At 35.0% G+C, this 20842-nt stretch carries 18 protein-coding genes; 14 read left to right on the plus strand and 4 right to left on the minus strand.

All coding sequences use genetic code 11. From position 1 onward, the window contains the following. Window positions 1–2: 2 nt before the first annotated feature. The gene (locus FJR47_RS04580; RefSeq protein ID WP_152299277.1) at window positions 3–557 is read left to right on the plus strand and encodes a class I SAM-dependent methyltransferase; all 555 of its coding nucleotides are present in this window, start codon (window positions 3–5) and stop codon (window positions 555–557) included. Here the strand turns inward: FJR47_RS04580 and recO are convergent, their stop codons facing one another. Beyond that, a complete protein-coding gene (gene recO, locus FJR47_RS04585; RefSeq protein WP_152299278.1) occupies window positions 558–1178 on the minus strand; it encodes a recombination protein RecO in 621 nt (206 codons plus the stop codon). It abuts the gene before it with no gap. Between the two features lie 178 nt (window positions 1179–1356). Here recO and gltB point away from each other — a divergent pair, with 178 nt between their 5' ends. The 9 genes from gltB to FJR47_RS04630 all read left to right on the plus strand — a co-directional run bounded on the left by gltB (window position 1357) and on the right by FJR47_RS04630 (window position 12665). Then, window positions 1357–5796: a glutamate synthase large subunit gene (gene gltB / locus FJR47_RS04590; RefSeq protein ID WP_152299279.1), complete on the plus strand. Its 4440-nt coding sequence runs from the start codon at window positions 1357–1359 to the stop codon at window positions 5794–5796. 2 nt (window positions 5797–5798) lie between these two features. After that, the gene (locus tag FJR47_RS04595; RefSeq protein ID WP_152299280.1) at window positions 5799–7184 is read left to right on the plus strand and encodes a glutamate synthase subunit beta; all 1386 of its coding nucleotides are present in this window, start codon (window positions 5799–5801) and stop codon (window positions 7182–7184) included. Window positions 7185–7320: 136 nt separating this feature from the next. Next, complete coding sequence (accD, locus tag FJR47_RS04600; RefSeq protein WP_152299281.1) at window positions 7321–8166, plus strand: acetyl-CoA carboxylase, carboxyltransferase subunit beta; 846 nt, start codon at window positions 7321–7323, stop codon at window positions 8164–8166. Further along, complete coding sequence (locus FJR47_RS04605) at window positions 8166–8729, plus strand: thiamine phosphate synthase (RefSeq protein ID WP_152299282.1); 564 nt, start codon at window positions 8166–8168, stop codon at window positions 8727–8729. The genes accD and FJR47_RS04605 overlap by 1 nt, the downstream gene beginning before the upstream one ends. Continuing rightward, window positions 8726–9184: a 23S rRNA (pseudouridine(1915)-N(3))-methyltransferase RlmH gene (locus FJR47_RS04610; RefSeq protein ID WP_152299283.1), complete on the plus strand. Its 459-nt coding sequence runs from the start codon at window positions 8726–8728 to the stop codon at window positions 9182–9184. Before FJR47_RS04605 ends, FJR47_RS04610 begins: the two co-directional genes overlap by 4 nt. A gap of 9 nt (window positions 9185–9193) precedes the next feature. Next, a complete protein-coding gene (gene dksA, locus FJR47_RS04615) occupies window positions 9194–9550 on the plus strand; it encodes an RNA polymerase-binding protein DksA (protein WP_152299284.1) in 357 nt (118 codons plus the stop codon). A gap of 10 nt (window positions 9551–9560) precedes the next feature. Continuing rightward, complete coding sequence (locus tag FJR47_RS04620; RefSeq protein WP_152299285.1) at window positions 9561–10577, plus strand: hypothetical protein; 1017 nt, start codon at window positions 9561–9563, stop codon at window positions 10575–10577. 13 nt (window positions 10578–10590) lie between these two features. Then, entirely contained in the window at window positions 10591–11544 is a 954-nt protein-coding gene (gene dusB, locus FJR47_RS04625; RefSeq protein ID WP_152299286.1) for a tRNA dihydrouridine synthase DusB, read from the plus strand. Continuing rightward, complete coding sequence (locus FJR47_RS04630; RefSeq protein ID WP_152299287.1) at window positions 11538–12665, plus strand: hypothetical protein; 1128 nt, start codon at window positions 11538–11540, stop codon at window positions 12663–12665. Before dusB ends, FJR47_RS04630 begins: the two co-directional genes overlap by 7 nt. A gap of 2 nt (window positions 12666–12667) precedes the next feature. Here FJR47_RS04630 and FJR47_RS04635 read toward each other — a convergent pair whose 3' ends face one another. Continuing rightward, window positions 12668–13468 carry a hypothetical protein gene (locus FJR47_RS04635; RefSeq protein WP_152299288.1) on the minus strand — a complete coding sequence of 267 codons (801 nt, stop codon included), beginning with the start codon at window positions 13466–13468 and terminating at the stop codon, window positions 12668–12670. After that, window positions 13465–13734: a flagellar motor switch protein FliN gene (gene fliN / locus FJR47_RS04640; protein WP_241855433.1), complete on the minus strand. Its 270-nt coding sequence runs from the start codon at window positions 13732–13734 to the stop codon at window positions 13465–13467. Before fliN ends, FJR47_RS04635 begins: the two co-directional genes overlap by 4 nt. Before the next feature lie 155 nt (window positions 13735–13889). Between fliN and FJR47_RS04645 the strand changes: the two genes are divergently transcribed. The 4 genes from FJR47_RS04645 to mnmH are packed head-to-tail and all read left to right on the plus strand — an operon-like array spanning window position 13890 to window position 19622. After that, a complete protein-coding gene (locus FJR47_RS04645; RefSeq protein ID WP_152299290.1) occupies window positions 13890–14621 on the plus strand; it encodes a sulfite exporter TauE/SafE family protein in 732 nt (243 codons plus the stop codon). Window positions 14622–14637: 16 nt separating this feature from the next. After that, a complete protein-coding gene (gene uvrA, locus FJR47_RS04650) occupies window positions 14638–17466 on the plus strand; it encodes an excinuclease ABC subunit UvrA (RefSeq protein ID WP_152299291.1) in 2829 nt (942 codons plus the stop codon). Window positions 17467–17501: 35 nt separating this feature from the next. Next, window positions 17502–18533, plus strand: a complete 1032-nt coding sequence (gene selD / locus FJR47_RS04655; protein WP_152299292.1) for a selenide, water dikinase SelD — start codon at window positions 17502–17504, stop codon at window positions 18531–18533. Further along, window positions 18534–19622 (plus strand): tRNA 2-selenouridine(34) synthase MnmH, encoded by a 1089-nt coding sequence (mnmH, locus tag FJR47_RS04660; protein ID WP_152299293.1) that lies wholly within the window; start codon window positions 18534–18536, stop codon window positions 19620–19622. Here the strand turns inward: mnmH and FJR47_RS04665 are convergent. Next, complete coding sequence (locus FJR47_RS04665; RefSeq protein ID WP_188093753.1) at window positions 19615–20802, minus strand: mechanosensitive ion channel family protein; 1188 nt, start codon at window positions 20800–20802, stop codon at window positions 19615–19617. The genes mnmH and FJR47_RS04665 overlap by 8 nt on opposite strands. Window positions 20803–20842 lie beyond the last annotated feature (40 nt).

Consider the following 20842-nt stretch of genomic DNA (forward strand, 5'->3'; position numbering starts at 1 on the left):
GCATGATAGAAGATAAACAGAGATGGAATGAGAGATATTTAGACAATCCAATGCCGCAAAGTGTTTCTCCTTTGATTGAGAAATATATTGAGCATGCAAAAATAGGAGATGCTATAGATATAGCATGCGGAACAGGCAGAAATGCGCACTATTTATCTGATTTAGGTTTTATGGTAGATGCTGTTGATATATCTGATTATGCTCTTGGCAAAGTTAAAAACAGTGCAACTATTACAAAAATTGATACAGATTTGGATAAATATAATTTGACTCCAAATAAGTATGATTTAATCGTAAATATAAACTATCTCAACCGTCGTTTAGTTTCACAAATGAAAGATGCTTTAAAAAGCGGTGGTGTTTTAATGTTTGAAACATTTATAGTTGCACATGGTGATTTTAATCTTCCAACTACAAATCTAGATTATCTTTTGCGTAAAAATGAACTTCTGCACTCTTTTATAGGACTTGATGTTATATACTATGAAGAGAAAATCGATATAAATTTAAGAGGCGAAAAAATTAAAGTTGCTTCTCTTGTAGCTAAAAAAAATTAGCTACAACCCTTCAAGTAAAATATACCACAGTCTGTCTACTTCTTCATCGTTTAAAAAAAGTGTTGATTTGTTTTTAAACAACTCATTTAAAGCATCTTTTTTTACTCCAAAAGTATGAGAGCACTCTTTGTGGGTCGGTAAAAATGCGCGAATAAGAGAAATATCATCTTCTTCTATTGCACTAGAGCATAAAAAACATTCAAACTCTGTGTGTAATCTTCCCTCATATTCAAGCAGTTTGATATATGACTCTACTGCAACTCTTTTTGGGTTTTGTTTGTTCCAGATTTGTGAGGCACTGTCTAAAAGTTCAAAGTAAAAAACATCAAGATCATCTGTATCTTTAAGATGTTTATAAAAAAGTGCGCAAAAATCCTGCCACAATTTTAAAAGTTTATAATCATTTATCCATTTAAATCCAATATGGATTACATCTTTTAGTCTATGTATTGATGATTTTGAAGAGGCCTCTTTCTCATAATCTATCTTAAAGCCAAGATTGATAGCTCCATGTCTCGCTCCATAAAATCTATAAAGAGTATCTAAGCTCTCTCTTGATAAGATAGTAACAATTAAATCTTCATCTTTTACTTTATTAAGATTTAGAATAAATCCTTGCATTGTTTTGCTTCTTTACTTCACATATTGTATTTTTTCTAATAAAATTATTTTGATATTATATTTTTTTAAACCTTTAAACCGTATAATGCAAGTTCTATCTCTAAATAGAACAAGTTTCTTTAAAAATAGATTAAATTTGTAAAAAAATTATAAATAATTACAAAATATAGGAGTTTATATGGTTGAACATCATGATTTATTGAGATCATTTAAAGATAATTGTGGTTTCGGGCTTGTTGCTAATATTAAAAATATAGCATCGCACAAAGTTTTAAATGATGCAGTTACGGCATTGGAAAGAATGATGCACCGGGGTGCAGTAGCGGCAGACGGTAAAACCGGAGATGGAAGCGGTCTTCTTTTTTCACTTCCGGAAGAATTTCTTCGTAAAGAGGCAACAAAAAAGGGTATTGAGCTGCCAAAACAGTTTGCAGTTGCTTCAGTTTTTACTAAAGATAAAAAACACTTAGATATTATAGAAGAAATTTCTGAAGCAAATGATTTAAAAATTGTTCTTCAAAGAGATGTTCCAATAGACTCAAATGCACTTGGAGAGCAGGCCTTGGCTTCTCTCCCAAATATTGTTCAACTATTCATAATTCCAAACTCAATTATGGCTACAAATAGATTTGATGCACTTCTATATTTATCACGCAAAGAGAGCGAGCATAAACTAGCAGATGACAAAGATTTTTATATAGCATCTATGAGCTCAAAAGTTCTTTCATACAAAGGGCTTGTAATGCCTACGCATATAAAAGAGTTCTATAAGGATCTTCAAGATGAGAATTTTAAAATCTCATTTTCACTCTTTCACCAAAGATTTTCAACAAATACATTGCCGGAGTGGAGGCTTGCTCAGCCGTTTCGCGCAGTTGCTCATAACGGCGAAATTAACTCTGTTGAGGGGAACCGCTTCAATGTAGAGATAAAATCTGAATCTATAAAAAGTGAAGTTTTTACAGATGAAGAGATTCAAAGATTGCTTCCTATCTTACAGCCAAGATCTTCAGATAGCGCTTCAGCTGATAACTTTTTTGAGTTTTTGCTTGTAAACGGCATGGACTTTTTTAAAGCAGTGCGCGCGGTTATTCCTGCAGCTTGGCAAAATGCTCCGCACATGGACCCTGAACTTCGTGCATTTTATGAGTTTCAATCTACCGTTTTTGAAGCGTGGGACGGACCTGCAGCATTCTCCGTGACAGATGGAAGATATGTTGGATGTGTGCTTGATAGAAACGGGCTTCGCCCATCAAAATATATCATTACAAAAGATGATACGCTTCTTATAGCAAGCGAGTACGGTGTTGTCGATATTCCTGAAAAAGATATTAAAGAGAGAGGGCGTCTTCAATCAGGAGAGATGATAGGACTTGATCTTAAATTTGGAAAAATTTTTAAAAACAGTGATATTAATGATTATTTAAAAAGCTCAAACTCATATATGAAATGGCTTAATGAGCATATGATTTATCTTCAAGAGCATGTTGTAGACCAATATATGTCAGATTCAGAGTACACAAAAGAGGAGCTTGTCGCTAGACAGAGATACTTCAATATTACACATGAGGTAATAGAGCAGGTTATAGAGCCGATGATTTTAGAGGGCAAAGAGGCTGTCGGTTCCATGGGAGACGATACACCGCTTGCAGCTTTTTCAAATAAACAAAGAGCATTTAGTGATTTTTTTAAACAAAAATTTGCTCAGGTTACAAATCCTCCTATTGACCCGATTAGAGAAAAAGTTGTTATGAGTTTAAATACGGGTTTTGGCGAAGTTCACAATATACTTGATGAAGTTCCGTTTCACGCGCACCGTCTTAAATCTGTTTCTCCTATTATTACAAGCGAAAAGTTAACTATTTTAAAATCATTCGGAGATAAAAAATCTCCGAGTTATCAGGATTTTTATCGCAATAAAACATTCTCTACTGCATATGAGAAGGATTTGAAAAAGTCATTGGATGTATTGGTAGAAAATGTTATTAATTCAGTAAAAAATGAAGGCACAAGAATTATTATACTTGATGATAGCGATTTTAGCAAAACAAAGAAAATTATTCCGATGGCAATGGCTATCGGATGTCTTAATATCGCTTTGTTAAAAGCAAAAGTACGCCATCTTGCATCTATGGTTGCAGTGAGCGGTGAAGTATATGACTCCCATAGTGCTGCTGTTCTTATAGGTTACGGCGCAAATGCGATTCATCCCAAACTTTTAGCTGAAACAGTTATTGAACATACTAAAAGATCTAATGCAATTAGCGTGGATTGCAGTGTAGCATTAAAAGCTGTTCACGGCTCACTAAATGCGGGAATACTTAAAATCATGTCTAAAATGGGTATTTCAACTATAGCTTCATATAGAAATTCAGGTCTTTTTGATGTAATGGGTCTTAGTCGTGAGATAGTAAATGAGTGCTTTGGCGCTTCAAACTCTGCACTAAACGGACTTGATTATAACGATATAGATGAGAGACTTACAAAGTATCACAAAGATGCTTTTCAAGAGAGTGGATTCAATAAGATATTTCCTTTAAATATAGGCGGATACTATAAATTTTATAGCGGTCAAGAGCATCATGATTTTGGACCTGAGATTATTCATGCTATTCATGCAACAGCAGAGAGCGGAAGTAAAAAAGATTATGAAAAATTAAGAGATTTGGTAAACAGAAGAGGATTGAAATTTATTCGTGATTTCTTTGAGATAAAGTCGAACAGAAAACCGATTGATATCTCTGAAGTTGAGCCAAAAGAGGAAATATTTAAAAGATTTGCTTCTGCAGCTATGAGTCTTGGTTCTATAAGTCCTGAGGCGCATGAGACAATTGCTATAGCTATGAATAGAATCGGAGCACAATCAAACTGTGGAGAGGGTGGAGAAGATCCAGAGCGTTTTAAAACAGAAAGAAATTCAAAAATAAAGCAGGTTGCTTCAGGGCGTTTTGGAGTAACTCCTGCATATCTTAGAAGTGCTGAAGAGATTCAGATAAAAGTCGCTCAAGGTGCAAAACCGGGTGAAGGTGGACAGCTTCCTGGACATAAAGTATCGGCACTTATCGCAAAACTTCGCCACACAGTTCCGGGTGTTACGCTTATTTCCCCTCCGCCTCATCATGATATCTACTCGATTGAGGATTTGGCACAGCTTATTTTTGATGTAAAGCAGGTAAATCCAAAAGCAAGAGTTGCGGTTAAGTTGGTTTCAACTATCGGTGTTGGAACAATTGCTGCAGGTGTTGCTAAAGCGTATGCAGATAAGATTATTATATCCGGCGGAGACGGCGGAACAGGTGCTGCACCTCTGACTTCCATCAAATTTGCAGGAAATCCTTGGGAACTTGGTCTTAGCGAAGCGCATAATGCACTAAAAGCAAATAATCTTAGAAAAGTTGTTGAACTTCAAACAGACGGAGGTTTGAAATCTGGTCTGGATGTGGTAAAAGCAGCACTACTTGGTGCTGAGAGCTATGGTTTTGGAACTGGAGTCTTAACTATCGTAGGTTGTAAAATGCTTAGAATATGTCATGTAAATAAGTGTTCGGTGGGTATTGCTACGCAAAATGAAAAACTTCGTCAAGAGTTTTTTAAAGGACATGTCGATCAGCTTATAAACTATTTTACACTTTTAGCCGAAGATATCCGTTCTATTATGGCAGAACTCGGATTTAAAACAATGCAGGAGATGATTGGAAGAAGTGATTTGTTGAAAGTCGTAGATAACGATTTTGCTCAAAAATTTGATTTTAGTGCAGTTTTACATCAAGAAGATGGAACAAATACACATCAACAAAAATTCAATCCTCCATTTGACAAAAATGATTTTGAAAAAGATGTATTAAAAGAGGCAATGAGCGCTATCAAGCATCCTGAGTATCCGGTAAGAATAAGCAGAAATATTACAAATGTAAATAGAAGTTTTGGTGCGCTTATTAGTGGTGAAATAGCCGAATATTATGGTGATAAAGGTTTAAGCTCTGATACGATTAGAATTAATCTAACAGGTATTTCAGGACAAGCACTCGGTGCATTTTTGATTCATGGGGTATCAATATACTTAAATGGTGTAGCAAATGACTATATTGGAAAAGGTATGCATGGCGGTAAGATAGTAATTACCTCTAAAAACAGCGGCGAAGAGTTTGCTGCGGGAGGAAATACATGTCTTTACGGCGCAACTGGCGGAAAACTTTATATCTCAGGAAGTGTGGGTGAGAGATTTGCAGTTCGAAATTCTGGAGCGCTTGCAATTGTTGAAGGAACAGGCGACAATGCCTGCGAGTATATGACAGGCGGTGTTGTAGTAATATTAGGTCGTACTGGAATAAACTTTGGTGCGGGTATGACAGGCGGAATCAGTTTTGTTTATGATGAAGAGCATAAATTTGTAGAAAATGTAAATCGTGAATTAGTAGAGCTTGTAAGAATCGATACGGATGAAACCGATGAAGCAAGACACTATCTTAAAAAACTTCTTAAAGATTATGTTGTTGAGACTCAGAGCAAAAAAGCAAAAGAGCTGCTTGATAATTTTAGAGTAGAAGTAAGAAATTTCTGGCTGGTAAAACCTAAAAATCTAACAAAATTGCCTATGAACTTAGAGATCGGAGATTAATCATGAGAGAGTATTTAACAATTGAAAGAGTAGAAGCAAAAAAAAGATTAGTCGTAGAGAGAACAAAAGATTTTGGAGAGATTTACGAAGTTTTTGACAAGAGTGAAGCTGCAACACAAAGCGAGAGATGTATTCAGTGCGGAGACCCGTTTTGTCTCAACAAATGCCCGCTTCACAACTATATCCCGCAATGGCTAAAGGCTATAAGTGAGAAAGATTTAGAGTTTGCTTTTAAACTCTCAAACGAGCCATCTCCATTTCCTGAAGTTATGGGTAGAGTCTGCCCGCATGACAGACTCTGCGAAGGCGATTGTACTTTAAATGACGGTCATGGTGCTATTACAATCGGTTCAGTGGAAACACACATTACAGAAGAGGGATTTAAAGCAGGATATAAACCTGAATTTCCAGGAATAACAACTGATAAAAAAGTTGCAATTATCGGAAGTGGACCGGCTGGACTCTCGGCTGCAACCTATCTTTTGCGTTCAGGAATAGCAGTGACTATGTATGAGAGAAGCGATAGAGCAGGCGGACTTTTAACATATGGTATTCCAAATTTTAAGCTTGACAAGAAAATAGTTGAGCGCCGTGTAAAATATCTTATCGAAGCAGGCATGGAGCTTGTGCTTGGGTGTGAAGTAGGCAAAGATATAGCTTTTGAAGAGATTGCAGATAAACATGATGCAATGTTTATAGGTGTCGGTGCTACAAAAGCCAAAAAAGCTTCTATCAACGGAGAACAAGCACCAAATGTTTACAAAGCAATGGATTATTTAACAGCGATTCAGAGAAAAAATTTTAAACAATCTTATGATAAAAAATTTGATTTTAAAGATAAAAATGTTGTTGTAATCGGCGGTGGAGACACAGCTATGGATTGTTTAAGAACTGCTAAGAGAGAGGGTGCAAAAAGTGTTACCTGTCTATATAGACGCGATGCTCACAATATGCCAGGAAGTCAAAAAGAGTATAAAAATGCAATGGAAGAGGGAGTTGATTTTATATTTTTTGTCTCCCCTAAAGAAATTGTTCTTAATGACAAAGGCAATGCAATTGCAGTAGAGTTAATTAAAACTACTCTTGGAGCAAAAGATGAGAGCGGCCGTCAAAAGATGGAGGAGATTAAAGGGAGTGAACACAGAATAAGTGCTGATGTAATAATCATGTCTTTAGGTTTTAATCCAGAAATCCCGTCATTTTTAGCAGAAAATGGTATAGAAACAAACAAGTGGGGCGGGATTGTTATTAATGAAAATACGCATGAGACTACAACTTCTGGAATTTATGCGGGAGGTGACTGTTATAGAGGTGCTGATTTGGTTGTAACAGCAGCTTACGACGGTCGTGAAGCGGCAAGAAGCATAGTGAAGTCTTTGTTTAAATAAAGGGGGCTTAATTTTCTGCATGCAACAAATTTGTATGCAGAATTTTTTTTATTGATTATCTATAAAAAATTATATATGTAAAGTATAATATAAAATTTGATATAATTCGTCCCATTAATATAATAAAGGATAATCTTTGAACCTCTTAAGCATTTTTTCTAGAAATAAAAATCAAAAACAGCCAGTAAAGAGTGAAGCTCCTGCTCACTGGGTTAAATGTAAATCTTGTCAATCTTTGATGTATTACAAAGAGGTGGAAAATCAAAAACATGTTTGTCCTAAATGTGGTTATCATATTAGAATAGGAGTTAAAGAGAGAATCGAACTTTTAGCAGATGAAGGAACATTTGTAGAGTATGATGATAATTTAAAACCTGTAGATCCTTTAGAGTTTGTAGATAAAATATCTTATAAGCAAAGGCTTGAAGATGCTGCAAAAAAAACAGGTAAAAATTCATCTGTTGTAAGCGGCGAATGTGAAATGAATGGCGTTGCAGCACAGCTTGTTATATTCGATTTTGCTTTTATGGGCGGCTCTTTAGGCTCTGTTGAGGGTGAAAAAATTGTTCGTGCTGTTAATCGTGCCATAGAGAAAAGACATGGTTTAATAATACTTAGTGCAAGCGGTGGTGCTAGAATGCAGGAGAGTACTTTTTCACTTCTTCAAATGAGTAAAACTTCTGCAGCTTTAGCAAAACTGGCAAATCATAATCTTCCATATATTTCAGTTCTTACTGACCCTACAATGGGTGGAGTAAGTGCTTCATTTGCAACACTTGGTGATATCATTATAGCTGAACCAGGCGCTCTTATCGGTTTTGCAGGACAGAGAGTTATTGAACAGACAATCGGCTCTGCTCTTCCGGATGGATTTCAACGCGCAGAGTTTTTGCTTGAAAAGGGCTCCATTGACATGGTTGTAAATAGAAATAATCTTAAGCAAACACTTTCAGATCTTTTAACACTTCTAAAAGTTGCATAATGCGTCTTTACGCACTATGTGACCAAGATCTTCTAGATAAAAGAGAAATCTCAATAGAAGATTATATTCGCATTGCAATAGAGCAAAAAGCAGAGATAATCCAATACCGCAATAAAAATGCAAATAAGCAGTTTATAAAAGAACAGCTTATTAAAATCAGAAATATATATGATGGTTTTTTGATTGTAAACGATGCATATGAACTTGTAGAGTTTTGCGACGGTGTGCATGTCGGGCAAGAGGATTTAAAAACTATTGACAATGATCCAGTCAGAGCGGTAAAAACTTTAAGAGAAATTATTAAAAAAGATAAAATATTAGGCATCTCTACACACAGTAAAGCAGAGGTATTGCAAGCTAATGAGATGGAGTTAAATTATATTGGTTTAGGGGCATATAGAAATACAAATACAAAAAATGACATATCAACAATTCTTGGAGAAGAGCTGGATGAAATTGCTTCATTATCCAGACATTTTGTAGCTGCAATCGGAGGTGTTCAAAAAAGTGATAAATTTTCAAATGTTACATATCATGTCATAGGAAGTGGGCTTTTATCATGAATATAGAGATAGTCTCAATTGCAAAAAAAGAGCGCTCTACCTATGATCCTCTCTATAAAGAGCTTATAAAGATGATTTCTCGCTTTGCAAAAGTTGATGATACGGAACTTTTTAACAAAGATGTAACAAAAGCACACACTATCTCACCGGAAGCCTCTAAACAGGCATATTCAAAACTTTTAGAACCTTATATATCAAAAGGTTTTAATATAATATTGCATCCGGATGGGAAAATAGTTGATAGTTATGAATTTAGTAAGCTATTAGATGATAAAATTGCGATTAAATTTTTTATAGGCGGAGCTTATGGCTTTGAAGACAAGTTTTTAAAAAAAAGTGATGTCGTAATAAGTTTGGGAAATATAACTATGAGTCATAAGATTGCAAAAGTAGTTTTGCTTGAACAGATTTATAGAGGTTTTTCAATTTTAAGCAACCACCCATATCATAAATAAGGAAAGTAAGTGCAAGATAGTGAGCTAAAATACTTTAAAGAAATATTAGAAAGTAGAAAAGAACAGATAATAAAAAATATTAATAGTGTATATGCTGAGTTAGATGAGTTAGGTTTGCTAGAATTAAATGATGAAGGTGATCATGCGTCGGCGGACAATAACTCAATGGTAGAAAATGCAATAGTAAAACAACAAGAAAAAGAGTTAAAAGAGATCAATGTAACATTGGCAAAAATTGCAGCGCGTGAATATGGAGTATGTGAAATGTGTGAGGACCTTATTGGGTTTCAAAGATTAAAAGTTAAGCCTCATGCGATATACTGTAAAGATTGTAGAGAGATCGTAGAAAAATCAGAATCTAAATAAGGGGTAAAGCATGCATATTAAAAAATACACAGTAGCAGCATTTATATTAATCATATTAGTCGGATGGTATATTTATGCGTTCGTAACTCAAGAAAGCTTAAGTATTAATTTATTTGGTACAACACTTCCATCGTTTTCAATAGCTGTTTGGGTAATTTTGCCTATGATTATATTATATGTAGCCAGTGTAATTCATATGTTGTTTTACTCATTTTTAGGTACTTTAAAAAGTCGTAAATTTGATAAAGATTATGAAAAAATTGTTAACGCAATTATAGATGCTTATCTTGGTAAAAATGATCGTTCCAACTCATTTAAAACCAGTAGATATCAACTTTTAGGTTCTGTTATTGATAATGCAACAATTTTTCCTGTCGGAGATGTAAATATAGACATTGATAATAAAAAAATCAGTGAAGTTCTTACTTTAATTAATAAAATTAGAAATGGAGAACCTGTTGATTTAAAAAAATACTCTTTACTTCCGTCAAATCCACTTGTAATTCAAAATGAGAGAAACAGATACAAAAAAGGCGATATAAGTGCCGAAGATATATTAGCTGATGAGAAAAAATATGACAGCAGCCTACGCAAAGAGGTATATATTGATTTTGTTAAAGAAGCACCGCTTTATTTGATAGAAAAATATAAAAGTGCTTTAACTAAAGAAGCTCTTTTTGAAATTTTATCCAGAGTTAATGCGGATAAGCATACATTAGAGATATCTAATGACTCATTAATTTCTCTTTTTAATGATTTAAAATTAAGTTCAAAAGAGTATATAGAAGCATCTAAAAAATTATCTAAAACGATGCTTCCTGAACAGAGAATAAAACTTTTTGAAACATTAAGCAATGAAAAAGAGTTTGCTATGGAAGCATATCTCTTTACTCTGTTTGATTTGGAGATGATCGATCCTGCAAAAGAGATATTAGATATTTCACAAGCAAATGAGTATATACCTTTTAAAGCATATAGTTCACTCAGAGAGTGTGGAGAAAATTTTGATATCAATCTTTTTGTATAGTAAAAAAGCATAAATGACTAAAAGTATATCCTTTGATAAACCAATATATGTTTTAGCACCTCTTGCGGGCTATACGGATCTGCCTTTTAGGAGTGTGGTTAAAAAATTTGGAGCTGATTTGACTGTAAGTGAAATGCTTAGTTCAAATGCTTTGGCTCACGGATCTGCTAAAACACTTCATATGATACAAAAAAGCACAAATGAAGATCCATATTCTGTTCAAATTGCAGGAGCAGATGTAAATGTTGTGCGTAAAGCAGTTGAGATTTTAAATGAGCAAGAGGGAATAGATATTATTGACCTAAATTGCGGCTGTCCCGTGCCAAAAGTAGTTGGTCACGGAAGCGGAAGCTCACTTCTTTTAGATCTTTCTTTAATGGGTGATATTATAAAAACTATCAAAGAGACCTCAAACAAAAAGCTAACAAGTGTAAAGATAAGACTGGGCTTTGAGAAGAAAAATCATATTGAAATAGCAAAGAGAGTTGAAGATTGCGGAGCCGATTTTTTAGCGGTTCATGGAAGAACACGCATGGGAAAATTCAAAGCGCCGGTTGATTATGATGCTATAAAAGAGATCAAAGAGGCTATAAATATACCGGTTATCGCAAACGGTGATATAGACTCTTATGAGAAGGCAAAGTGGGTTTTAGAACACACAGGAGCAGACGGAGTCATGATCGGAAGAGGTGCTGTCGGTGCTCCTTGGATATTCCATCAGCTTAAAACAGGAACTAAAGATATTGACAAAAATATTAAGCATGATATAATCATGGAGCACTTTGATAAGATGATAGAGTTTTATGGTTCTCATGGAGTACCCATGTTTAGAAAGCATACTCATACTTACTCTAAAGGTTACCGAGGTGCATCAGCACTTAGGGACAGTGTAAACCGTATATCAGATATAAAAGAATACCGTGCTGTCATAGATGACTTTTTTTGTAGTAATGAGATAATTTGTTAAAAATCAGTAAATCAATAAAAACATTAGATGAGAGTGATATTGGAGATAATTTACTACATTATGATTACAATGTAAAACACCTCTTATCTTTGATAAGAAGAGGCGTTAGCGAAGATGATCCCCACTTTTTAAGTTCATACCGCTCCTTTGAAGGTGAAGTTTTTGAAAACTTTATTTATGAAAAACTTCTTATTTACGCAGTAGAAAATGATAACATAGAAAAATTTGTACTTAAGGGTTTTCATCAAGACAAGATAAAAGCACATGCCAATACTCTCTCCATAAGTGAAAAACAGCAGATTGTTTATAGAACTAAAAGCAGAGAAATAAGTGAATTTGATGCTATGTTTATTACAAAAGATAAAGAGCTCTATTTTGTAGAGATGACTCTTGTCAAATCTGTTTTAAAACTTAGAAAAAGACTTAGAAAGAAAAAAGCTTTACTTGAAATCATCTTTCCAAATTATGAGATAAAATCTTTAATTATTCTAAATGAAGGAGCTACAGGAGTAAGACAGTTTCCTTCATATTGCAGTGTTTGGTTTACCGAAGAGTTTTCAGCTAAGGGCGTGCTTGATTATATTGTTGATACGGATGCTAAAAAGCTGATGCCAAAGAAAAGAATTAAATCTGAGAAAATGATAGAAGCACACTCCTTAAAACTCTATCCGTTTAGATATTACAATACTATTTCATGGATTACCAAAACAATAAGAAGCCATAAAAAATATATACTAGATATGAATTTTTTAATGAGCGAAAAAATTCAAAGATATCATGATTTATATAATAAATTTTATATCGGTTATATCGATGTAGCCGAGATAAGAGATGAACTACAATTAGATAACAGTTATAGAGATGAGCAGCGGGTAATAGTAGCGATTGAAAAGAAGCATTCAAACGAGATAGTATTGACATACTATGTGCAGCTAACACGAAAAAGCTTGTATCTGTACTCTTTTGATGAAGATAAAATTATTAAAGAGAAAAAAGATCCTTACGGTATTACTGTGACTGAAGTATATCATATAAGTAAAATGATGGATGAACAATATAAACTTACTCTGTCAAATCTTAAAATAATCAAAAAACTTTTACAAGATAGATCTCAACTCTAATTTTAAGATTCGTATCGCAGCGAAGCTGCTTTTTCTTTATATGATTGCAAATACTCTTTTGAATCTTTGTTATCACTGAAAAAAGCATCAATCTCTTTTTGCCTTTTTTGTAAAATAGAGTTAAATTCACTTTCTGTTACTGGTCTGTTTTGAGTAAACTTATCAAGCAATATATTACTTTTTTCTATAAGAATAAGATAGCTTTGTTCACCAAAATCAAGCATAACAACACTGTTTTGGCTGTTGATGGATTTTTGAAATCTAATGCTGACGCTATTTATATGGGATAGAAAATTTTCTTGTTTAGAATCTTTACTTTGTTTTACAGATACTCTTTTTTTCATATAAAAAAGTATTGCTGCCGTTAAAATCAGCAAGGTTATAAAAATATAGTAATTTTGGGATATCTCATTATTCTCTTTTGTTTGAAGAGAGTTTGAAAGCACAGCCGAAGCTATAAACCTTAATCTTAAAGCATATGCATCAGGTGTTTTAGAAACTTCTAGGTTGACCAAAGGCAGCACATCTGCAATAATTTCTGTATACCCTTTTATTTGGGTTATTGTTATTGATTTTATATGCGATGATGAAAGTTTTTTAATTTTAGGTGATTCGATAGAAACATCTTCAAGTTTGATAATTATATTTGAATCGTTTGATTTTTGTTTAATAACTCCATTGTATGGAGTATCAAAAGTCAAGATAATATCTACTTTGTCTTTTTTATCATAGATATTAAAGCTTAATATTTTTGAGGCATATAAAGAGAGAGGAAGCAAAAAAAGCAATAAGAATTTTATCATCGCTTTTCTTCTGCAAAATTATCTAAAACTGTATTTGGATCTAAAATTTCATTTATTCTCACTGCAAGATTTTTGTCACTTACAATGACTTCACCTTTACCTAAGAGATGGCCGTTAATATATGATTCAATGTCTCCGCCAGCCGGCTTTTTTAGATCTATAATAGAACCTTTTGTCAGTTTTAAAATTTCTTCGATTGAGAGTTCAATTCTGCCAAGTTCAGATACAAAGTCAACTTCTACATCTAATAACCCTGAATAATCTATCCAAGAAAGTTCTGTTTTTGGGTTAAAATTTTCGTAGTTATATCTTTTCTCTTTCAATTATAACTCCTTAACATCGATGATTATACTTCAATAAATCTCAAAGTAAAATTAAACCCTGTTTTAAAAATGATATAATTCGAAAAAAAGTTTGAACAATGATAGAATTGATTTTTTTGGGTGTTGGTGTAGGTTTTTTATCTGGTTTTTTCGGCATTGGCGGAGGGACAATACTTGTTCCATCGCTTTTGTTATTGGGCTATCAGATTAAGGATGCAATCGGTATTTCTGTAGTGCAAATGGTCTTTAGTTCTATCTATGGCAGTTATCTAAACAACAAAAAGAAAACATTAGATGTTCCAATGGTTCTCACAATAGGTATCGGTGGGTTTTGTGGTGCATTTTTAAGTGGATTTATTGCTTCTGGTTTTGATGATAAAACATTAGAAATAATTTTTTTATTTTTTGCTTTTTTTGCTCTAAGCAGACTCTTTTTTAAAACAAAAATAGGTGCGGTTCAAAAAGATGTAAACAAATTTATTTTGTTTTTTATAGGAGTTGTTTTGGGCATTGTAAGTATGCTCATTGGTGTTGGCGGGAGTGTACTTTTAGTACCGATTTTGGTTGGATTTTTACATGTAGATCTTAAAAAAGCTATATCTGCGGGTCTATTTTTTGTAGTTTTTTCATCTATTTCAGGTCTTATTTCTCACTCATTAAGTAGAGAGATAGATTTTTTTAGTGGTATAACCATAGGATTGGCATCTCTTTTTGGTGTTTATGTCGGTATTTTACTTAAAGATAAAGTTGATGCAGTATTGCAAAAAAAACTATTAGTAGTTTTTTATCTTTTTATTGTTATATACTTAATGCAGAGAATATTTTTTTAGAGGAAGTTGATAAATAATGAAAAAAAAAGAGTTAATTAAAATAATAGGTGCAAGGGAGAATAATTTAAAAAATATATCATTAGAAATTCCTAAAAATGAACTAGTTGTTTTTACGGGACTGAGTGGAAGTGGAAAATCAACCCTGGCTTTTGATACCCTGTATGCTGAGGGACAGAGACGCTACATGGAGTCTTTATCATCTTATGCAAGACAGTTTTTAGATCGTGTCGGCAAACCTGATGTCGATAAGATCGAGGGGCTTACTCCTGCTATTGCCATCGATCAAAAAACAACTTCTAAAAATCCGCGCTCAACAGTTGGAACAATTACTGAAATATATGATTATTTAAGACTTCTTTATGCACGCATTGGAGTGCAGCACTGTCATAAATGCGGCAAAAAAATTTCTCAAATGAGTGCTTCGGATATAATTGGCGAAGTTGCAAAACTTCCAGAGGGAGCAAAGCTTGTTCTTTTAGCACCTTTAGTGCGTGAAAAAAAGGGAAGTTTTCATGATATTTTAGAATCTTTGGTACACAAAGGGTATGTACGCGCCATGATTGACGGCGTAATGGTAAGGCTTGATGAAGAGATAGAGCTTAGCAAAACAAAAAAACATACTATAAAAGTTGTTGTTGACAGAGTCGTAGTCAAAGAGGAGAACAAAGAGAGAATAGCCGCTGATGTTGAAAAAGCGCTTAAAGAGAGCTATGGAGAGCTGGAGGTTGATATACTAAACTATGAAGAGCTGGGTCTCAAAAGTCAAAGCATCCACTATAGCGAACATAATGCATGTTTTGACTGTAAGATAAGTTTTGATCCTCTAGAACCCCTCTCTTTCTCTTTTAACTCTCCAAAGGGAGCTTGCAGCGAGTGTGACGGTCTTGGACTTCGCTATGCACTAGATCAAGATAAGATAATAGACAGAGATCTCTGCATAGAAAAGGGTGCCATAAAGATCGTTTACGGCTTTAACAAAGGGTACTACTTTACCTTTTTAAAAGGCTTTTGTGCGGCAAACGACATTGACATCACCGTGCCGTACTCAGAACTGCCTGAGTATAAACAAAAAGCGATACTCCACGGCGGCATCGATGAAGTGAGCTTTCTGTGGAAAAACCATGAGGTAAAGCGGGTCTGGCCTGGAATCATCAAGATAGCATACGATATGTTCAAAGATGAGAAAGAGTTGGCTGATTATATGAGTGAGAAGGTCTGCAATGTCTGTAATGGACATAGACTTAAAAGAGAATCACTTGCAGTAAAGGTGGCGGGCAAAGGAATTGCAGAGATTTTGGATATGCCTATTGCAAAGAGCCATGAGTGGTTTAAAGAAGAGAGCAACTTTTCTGCTCTCTCAAAGCAGAATGAGCAGATATCAGCACCTATTTTAAATGAGATTAGAGAGAGGCTCTACTTTTTGTTTGATGTTGGACTTGGTTACATTACCCTTGGGCGCGATGCAAGAACTATAAGCGGAGGAGAAGCGCAGAGAATCCGCATTGCTTCGCAGATCGGCAGCGGTTTAACTGGTGTTTTATATGTTTTGGATGAGCCGAGCATCGGATTGCATGAGAGAGATACGCTAAAACTTATCCGCACCCTTAGAAGCCTTCAAGAGAAGGGGAACAGCGTTATCGTCGTCGAACATGACAAAGAGACCATAGAGAATGCAGATTTTATAGTAGATATCGGAACGGGTGCAGGAAAATTCGGCGGAGAGGTCGTTTTTGCAGGAACGCTTGAGAAGTTAAAAAAGGCAAAAACACTGACCGCGGACTATCTTTACGGCAGAAAAAAGATTGAGTATTTTTACAGACGCAAACAGGATAAGTTTATAGAGATTAAAAATGTGACACTTAACAATATAGAAAATCTAAGTGCAAGAATCCCTCTCAATAATTTTGTCTGTATAACAGGTGTGAGCGGAAGCGGAAAGAGCTCTTTGATGCTTCAAACACTTCTTCCGACAGCAAGAGAGCTTTTAAATCATGCAAGAAAGGTTAACAAAGTAGCAGGTGTTGAGATAACTGGATTAGAACATGTAGACAAAGTGATCTATCTCGACCAAAGTCCGATAGGGCGAACTCCGAGATCAAACCCCGCAACATACACGGGCGTCATGGATGAGATAAGAAATCTTTTCGCACAGACAAAAGAGGCACAGATACGAGGCTATACGAGTTCTAGATTTAGCTTCAATGTCAAAGGCGGAAGATGCGAGAAGTGTCAAGGCGAGGGCGAAAACAAGATTGAGATGCACTTTTTGCCTGACATTATGGTTAAGTGTGACACATGTAAGGGCACGCGCTACAATCAACAAACGCTAGAAGTGTTGTATAAAGGAAAAAATATCTCTGAAGTGCTTAAAATGAGCGTAGAAGAGGCATATGAATTTTTTAAACCTATTCCTAAAATCAATCAGATACTCTCAACACTTGTGGATGTTGGTCTTGGCTATATTACTCTTGGTCAAAATGCAGTAACACTATCAGGAGGTGAGGCTCAGAGAATCAAGCTTTCAAAAGAGCTTAGCCGAAAAGATACGGGCAAGACACTTTATATACTTGACGAACCGACAACAGGACTTCATTTTGCAGATGTGGACAGGCTGACTGGTGTTCTTCATAAGTTTGTAGAGCTTGGCAACTCGGTGCTTATAATTGAGCATAATCTCGACATGATAAAAAATGCCGACTACATCATAGACATGGGACCTGAAGGCGGAAGCGGCGGCGGTCTTATAATCGCTGAGGGAAGCCCTGAAAAGGTAGCAGACGAGCATAAAAAAACTCTCTCTTATACGGGCGAATATCTTGCAAAAGAGCTTTTACTTCATAAATAAAAAAGCAAATTAAATAATAATTTTAAAGGAAAAGAGTGGAGCAAATAAAATTAACAGAGTATAGTCATGGAGCAGGATGCGGATGTAAAATCTCTCCAATGCTTCTTGATGAGATACTAAAAACCAACATCTCAACTGCTCTCTATCCACAGCTTCTTGTGGGAAATGAGCATAAAGATGACGCAGCTGCTTATGATTTGGGCAATGGCACATCTGTTCTCTCTACAACTGATTTTTTTATGCCTATAGTAGATGATCCTTTTACTTTCGGGCGCATCGCTGCTACAAATGCACTAAGTGATATTTATGCGATGGGAGGGAAGCCTCTTATGGCTATCTCCATCTTTGGATGGCCGATAGATAAGCTAAGCGCAGATGTGGCGCGTCAGGTAATAGAAGGAGGTCGAGCTGTTTGTGAAGATGCGGGTATTCCTCTTGCCGGCGGGCACTCTATAGACTCTCCCGAGCCGATTTTTGGATTGGCTGTTACGGGTTTGGTAGAGAATAAAAACCTTATGAAAAACAACAGTGCCGAGGAAGATTGTTTTATATTTCTAACAAAACCTATAGGTATCGGCATACTTACAACCGCTCAAAAACAAAAAAAGATTGAAGTAGGCGACATAGATGCAGCGATTGAAGCTATGGTTACACTCAATAAACAGGGGAGTGCTTTGGCATCTCTTGATGGTGTTTTAGCTATGACAGACATTACAGGATTTGGTCTTTTAGGACATTTGAGCGAAGTGTGCGAAGCAAGTGGAATAAGTGCAAATATATGGTTTGAGAAAGTCCCGCTTCTAAGAAATGTTGAAAAATATAGAGCGCTTGGCTGTATACCTGGCGGTTCTCGTAAAAACTTTATGAGTTACGGCCATAAAATTTCTCAGATGAGTGACATGCAAAGAGAGATACTCTGCGATGCACAAACCTCAGGCGGACTTCTTGTTATAGTTAAAAAAGATGGTTTAGATGCATTTTACAAAACAGTGCGTGCGGCAGGTTTAGAACTTGAGCCAATCGGTGAAACAGCAGCACAAGGCAAATATTTAATAGAGGTTTTATAAGTGAATGAACTTTTTGATGACTTTAAATCAATTGTTGTAAATAATACTCCTTTAATTGATGTCCGTGCACCGGTAGAGTTTAAAAAAGGATCATTTTTACATGCTGCAAATCTTCCTATTATGAATGATGAAGAGCGGCACGATATAGGAATATGTTATAAAAACAACGGAAATGCAAAAGCTCTAGAGCTTGGGCATCAACTGGTAAGAGGAGATATAAAAGAGAAGCGTGTGCAGGCATGGCTTGATTTTATGGATTCAAATCCTGATGCTTTGCTTTATTGTTTTCGAGGCGGACAGCGCTCTAAGATAGCACAGAGCTGGATGCAAGAAAAAGGCAGAAAGATAGTTCGTTTAAAGGGCGGATACAAAGCCTTTAGAGGTTATTTGCTAAATGAACTTGAACATTTTAATCAACAATTTAAGCCTATAATTCTCGGCGGAAGAACCGGTTCAGGAAAAACAATAGAGCTTAAAAAGATGCAAAATGCAATCGATCTTGAAGGACTTGCAAACCACAGAGGCTCCTCTTTTGGGCAAAAAATCACACCGCAAACCTCACAGATTAATTTTGAGAATAATTTAGCATATAGATTGATTCAAAAAAGAGAAGAGGGGCTTAAAACTCTTGTTTTTGAAGATGAAGGAAAACATATCGGCACTGTTTTTATGCCTGATAGTTTTATACCTGTGATGTCCAAAGCACCGCTTGTTATACTTGAAACGCCAATAGATAAGAGAATAGAGATAACTTTAGATGAGTATGTTGTTAAAGCGCAAGAAGTGTATGAGAGTGCAGGTTTTACAGATGCTTTCAAAGTTTGGCAAGAAAGCATAGAAAATGCCATGTATCGGATAAAAAAACGACTTGGAAATCAAAAGTACAGTGAGGTGTGTATGCTTTTTAAAAATGCTTTAGAGGAGCAGAAGAGAAACAGCTCATTTGATGGTTACAAAGAGTGGGTAGCGTATCTTCTGCAAAACTATTATGATCCAATGTATGATTATCAGATACAAAAACGCTCTAAGCAGGTGGTCTTTAAAGGCAGTGCAGAAGAGATCAAAGAGTATATAGAGAGGGTTATTTAAGAGTGCCTAACTCTCCCGATGGTTCTTGATAAAGTCTTAGGTCAAACTCTTTAAGCGCTACAAGAAGATGGTCAAAAATATCTGATTGTACTGCTTCATATTCTGCCCATTTATTTTTATTGCTAAAAGCGTAGACTTCAAGAGGAACACCTTTGGAAGTTGGCTGAAGCTGTCTTATAATAAAAGTGAAATTTTTGCTGTCTATATTTGGATTATTTTCCAAGTATCTTTTTATATACTCTCTGAAAGTTCCTATATTTGTAAGTTTTCTTTTGTTAAGCGTTATTTCATCTGTTGTATCGACAACTTTTTGTTTCTCTTTGAGATACTCTTTTAAAATCTCTATTTTATCTAGTTTTTCTAGAAGTTCAGTGTTGCAGAATTTGATAGAGTTTACATCTATAAACAAAGAGCGCTTAATTCTTCTGCCGCCGCTCTTTTCCATGCCTCTCCAGTTTTTAAAAGAGCTCTCCATAAATTTATAAGTCGGAATAGTAACTATGGTTTTATCCCAGTTTTGAACCTTTACCGAGTGCAGGGCGATATCGATAACTTCTCCATCTGCACCAAAATTTTCAGCTTCTATCCAGTCGCCGACTCTAAAGAGGTCATTTGCAACAATTTGCACGCTTGCAACAAGAGAGAGGATTGTATCTTTAAATATAAACATCAAAACGGCGGTAAATGCACCAACACCGCTTAGAACTCCCCATGGAGAAATGCCAACTAAAACACATACGGCGATAATAAAACCAAGGATATAAACAATCATTTTTAGAAGCTGGATATAACCCTTTATGGGTTTGTCTTTTGAAATTTCCAGAGTGTTATATATCTCTAGAGTAGTTGATAAAAATTTATCTATAGTTTTTATAATTACAACAGCTATCCAAAATTTGATTATTTGAGAAACACTGCTGCTTATGTTTTGTGGATAAAATTGAGAAAAATAAAGAATTACAACAGGAGGAATAAGATGGGCAAGCTGCTCAAAAAAACCTGTTTTAATAAATGTATTGTCCAGCTCTGATTTTGTTTTAAAAATAAGTTTATGTATAATTTTTATTATATATTTTTTAGATATAAAATAGGCAATTATTGAAATGAGTATGCTTGAGCCGATTATTATAGAAACTTGTAAAAGAGCTTGAAAATCAATTTCATTTATGAAATTTTGCATAAACATTCCTACTAATAAATTTCAAATTTTATTTAGATAA

The sequence above is a fragment of the Sulfurimonas xiamenensis genome, from assembly GCF_009258045.1.
Lineage (GTDB): Bacteria > Campylobacterota > Campylobacteria > Campylobacterales > Sulfurimonadaceae > Sulfurimonas > Sulfurimonas xiamenensis.

Bases quoted from the DNA above. Each gene is read 5' to 3' on its own strand.
- FJR47_RS04580 (WP_152299277.1), top strand. From the start codon at position 3: ATGATAGAAGATAAACAGAGATGGAATGAGAGATATTTAGACAATCCA.
- recO (WP_152299278.1), bottom strand. From the start codon at position 1,178: ATGCAAGGATTTATTCTAAATCTTAATAAAGTAAAAGATGAAGATTTA.
- gltB (WP_152299279.1), top strand. From the start codon at position 1,357: ATGGTTGAACATCATGATTTATTGAGATCATTTAAAGATAATTGTGGT.
- FJR47_RS04595 (WP_152299280.1), top strand. From the start codon at position 5,799: ATGAGAGAGTATTTAACAATTGAAAGAGTAGAAGCAAAAAAAAGATTA.
- FJR47_RS04605 (WP_152299282.1), top strand. From the start codon at position 8,166: ATGCGTCTTTACGCACTATGTGACCAAGATCTTCTAGATAAAAGAGAA.
- FJR47_RS04610 (WP_152299283.1), top strand. From the start codon at position 8,726: ATGAATATAGAGATAGTCTCAATTGCAAAAAAAGAGCGCTCTACCTAT.
- FJR47_RS04620 (WP_152299285.1), top strand. From the start codon at position 9,561: ATGCATATTAAAAAATACACAGTAGCAGCATTTATATTAATCATATTA.
- dusB (WP_152299286.1), top strand. From the start codon at position 10,591: ATGACTAAAAGTATATCCTTTGATAAACCAATATATGTTTTAGCACCT.
- FJR47_RS04635 (WP_152299288.1), bottom strand. From the start codon at position 13,468: ATGATAAAATTCTTATTGCTTTTTTTGCTTCCTCTCTCTTTATATGCC.
- FJR47_RS04645 (WP_152299290.1), top strand. From the start codon at position 13,890: ATGATAGAATTGATTTTTTTGGGTGTTGGTGTAGGTTTTTTATCTGGT.
- uvrA (WP_152299291.1), top strand. From the start codon at position 14,638: ATGAAAAAAAAAGAGTTAATTAAAATAATAGGTGCAAGGGAGAATAAT.
- FJR47_RS04665 (WP_188093753.1), bottom strand. From the start codon at position 20,802: ATGCAAAATTTCATAAATGAAATTGATTTTCAAGCTCTTTTACAAGTT.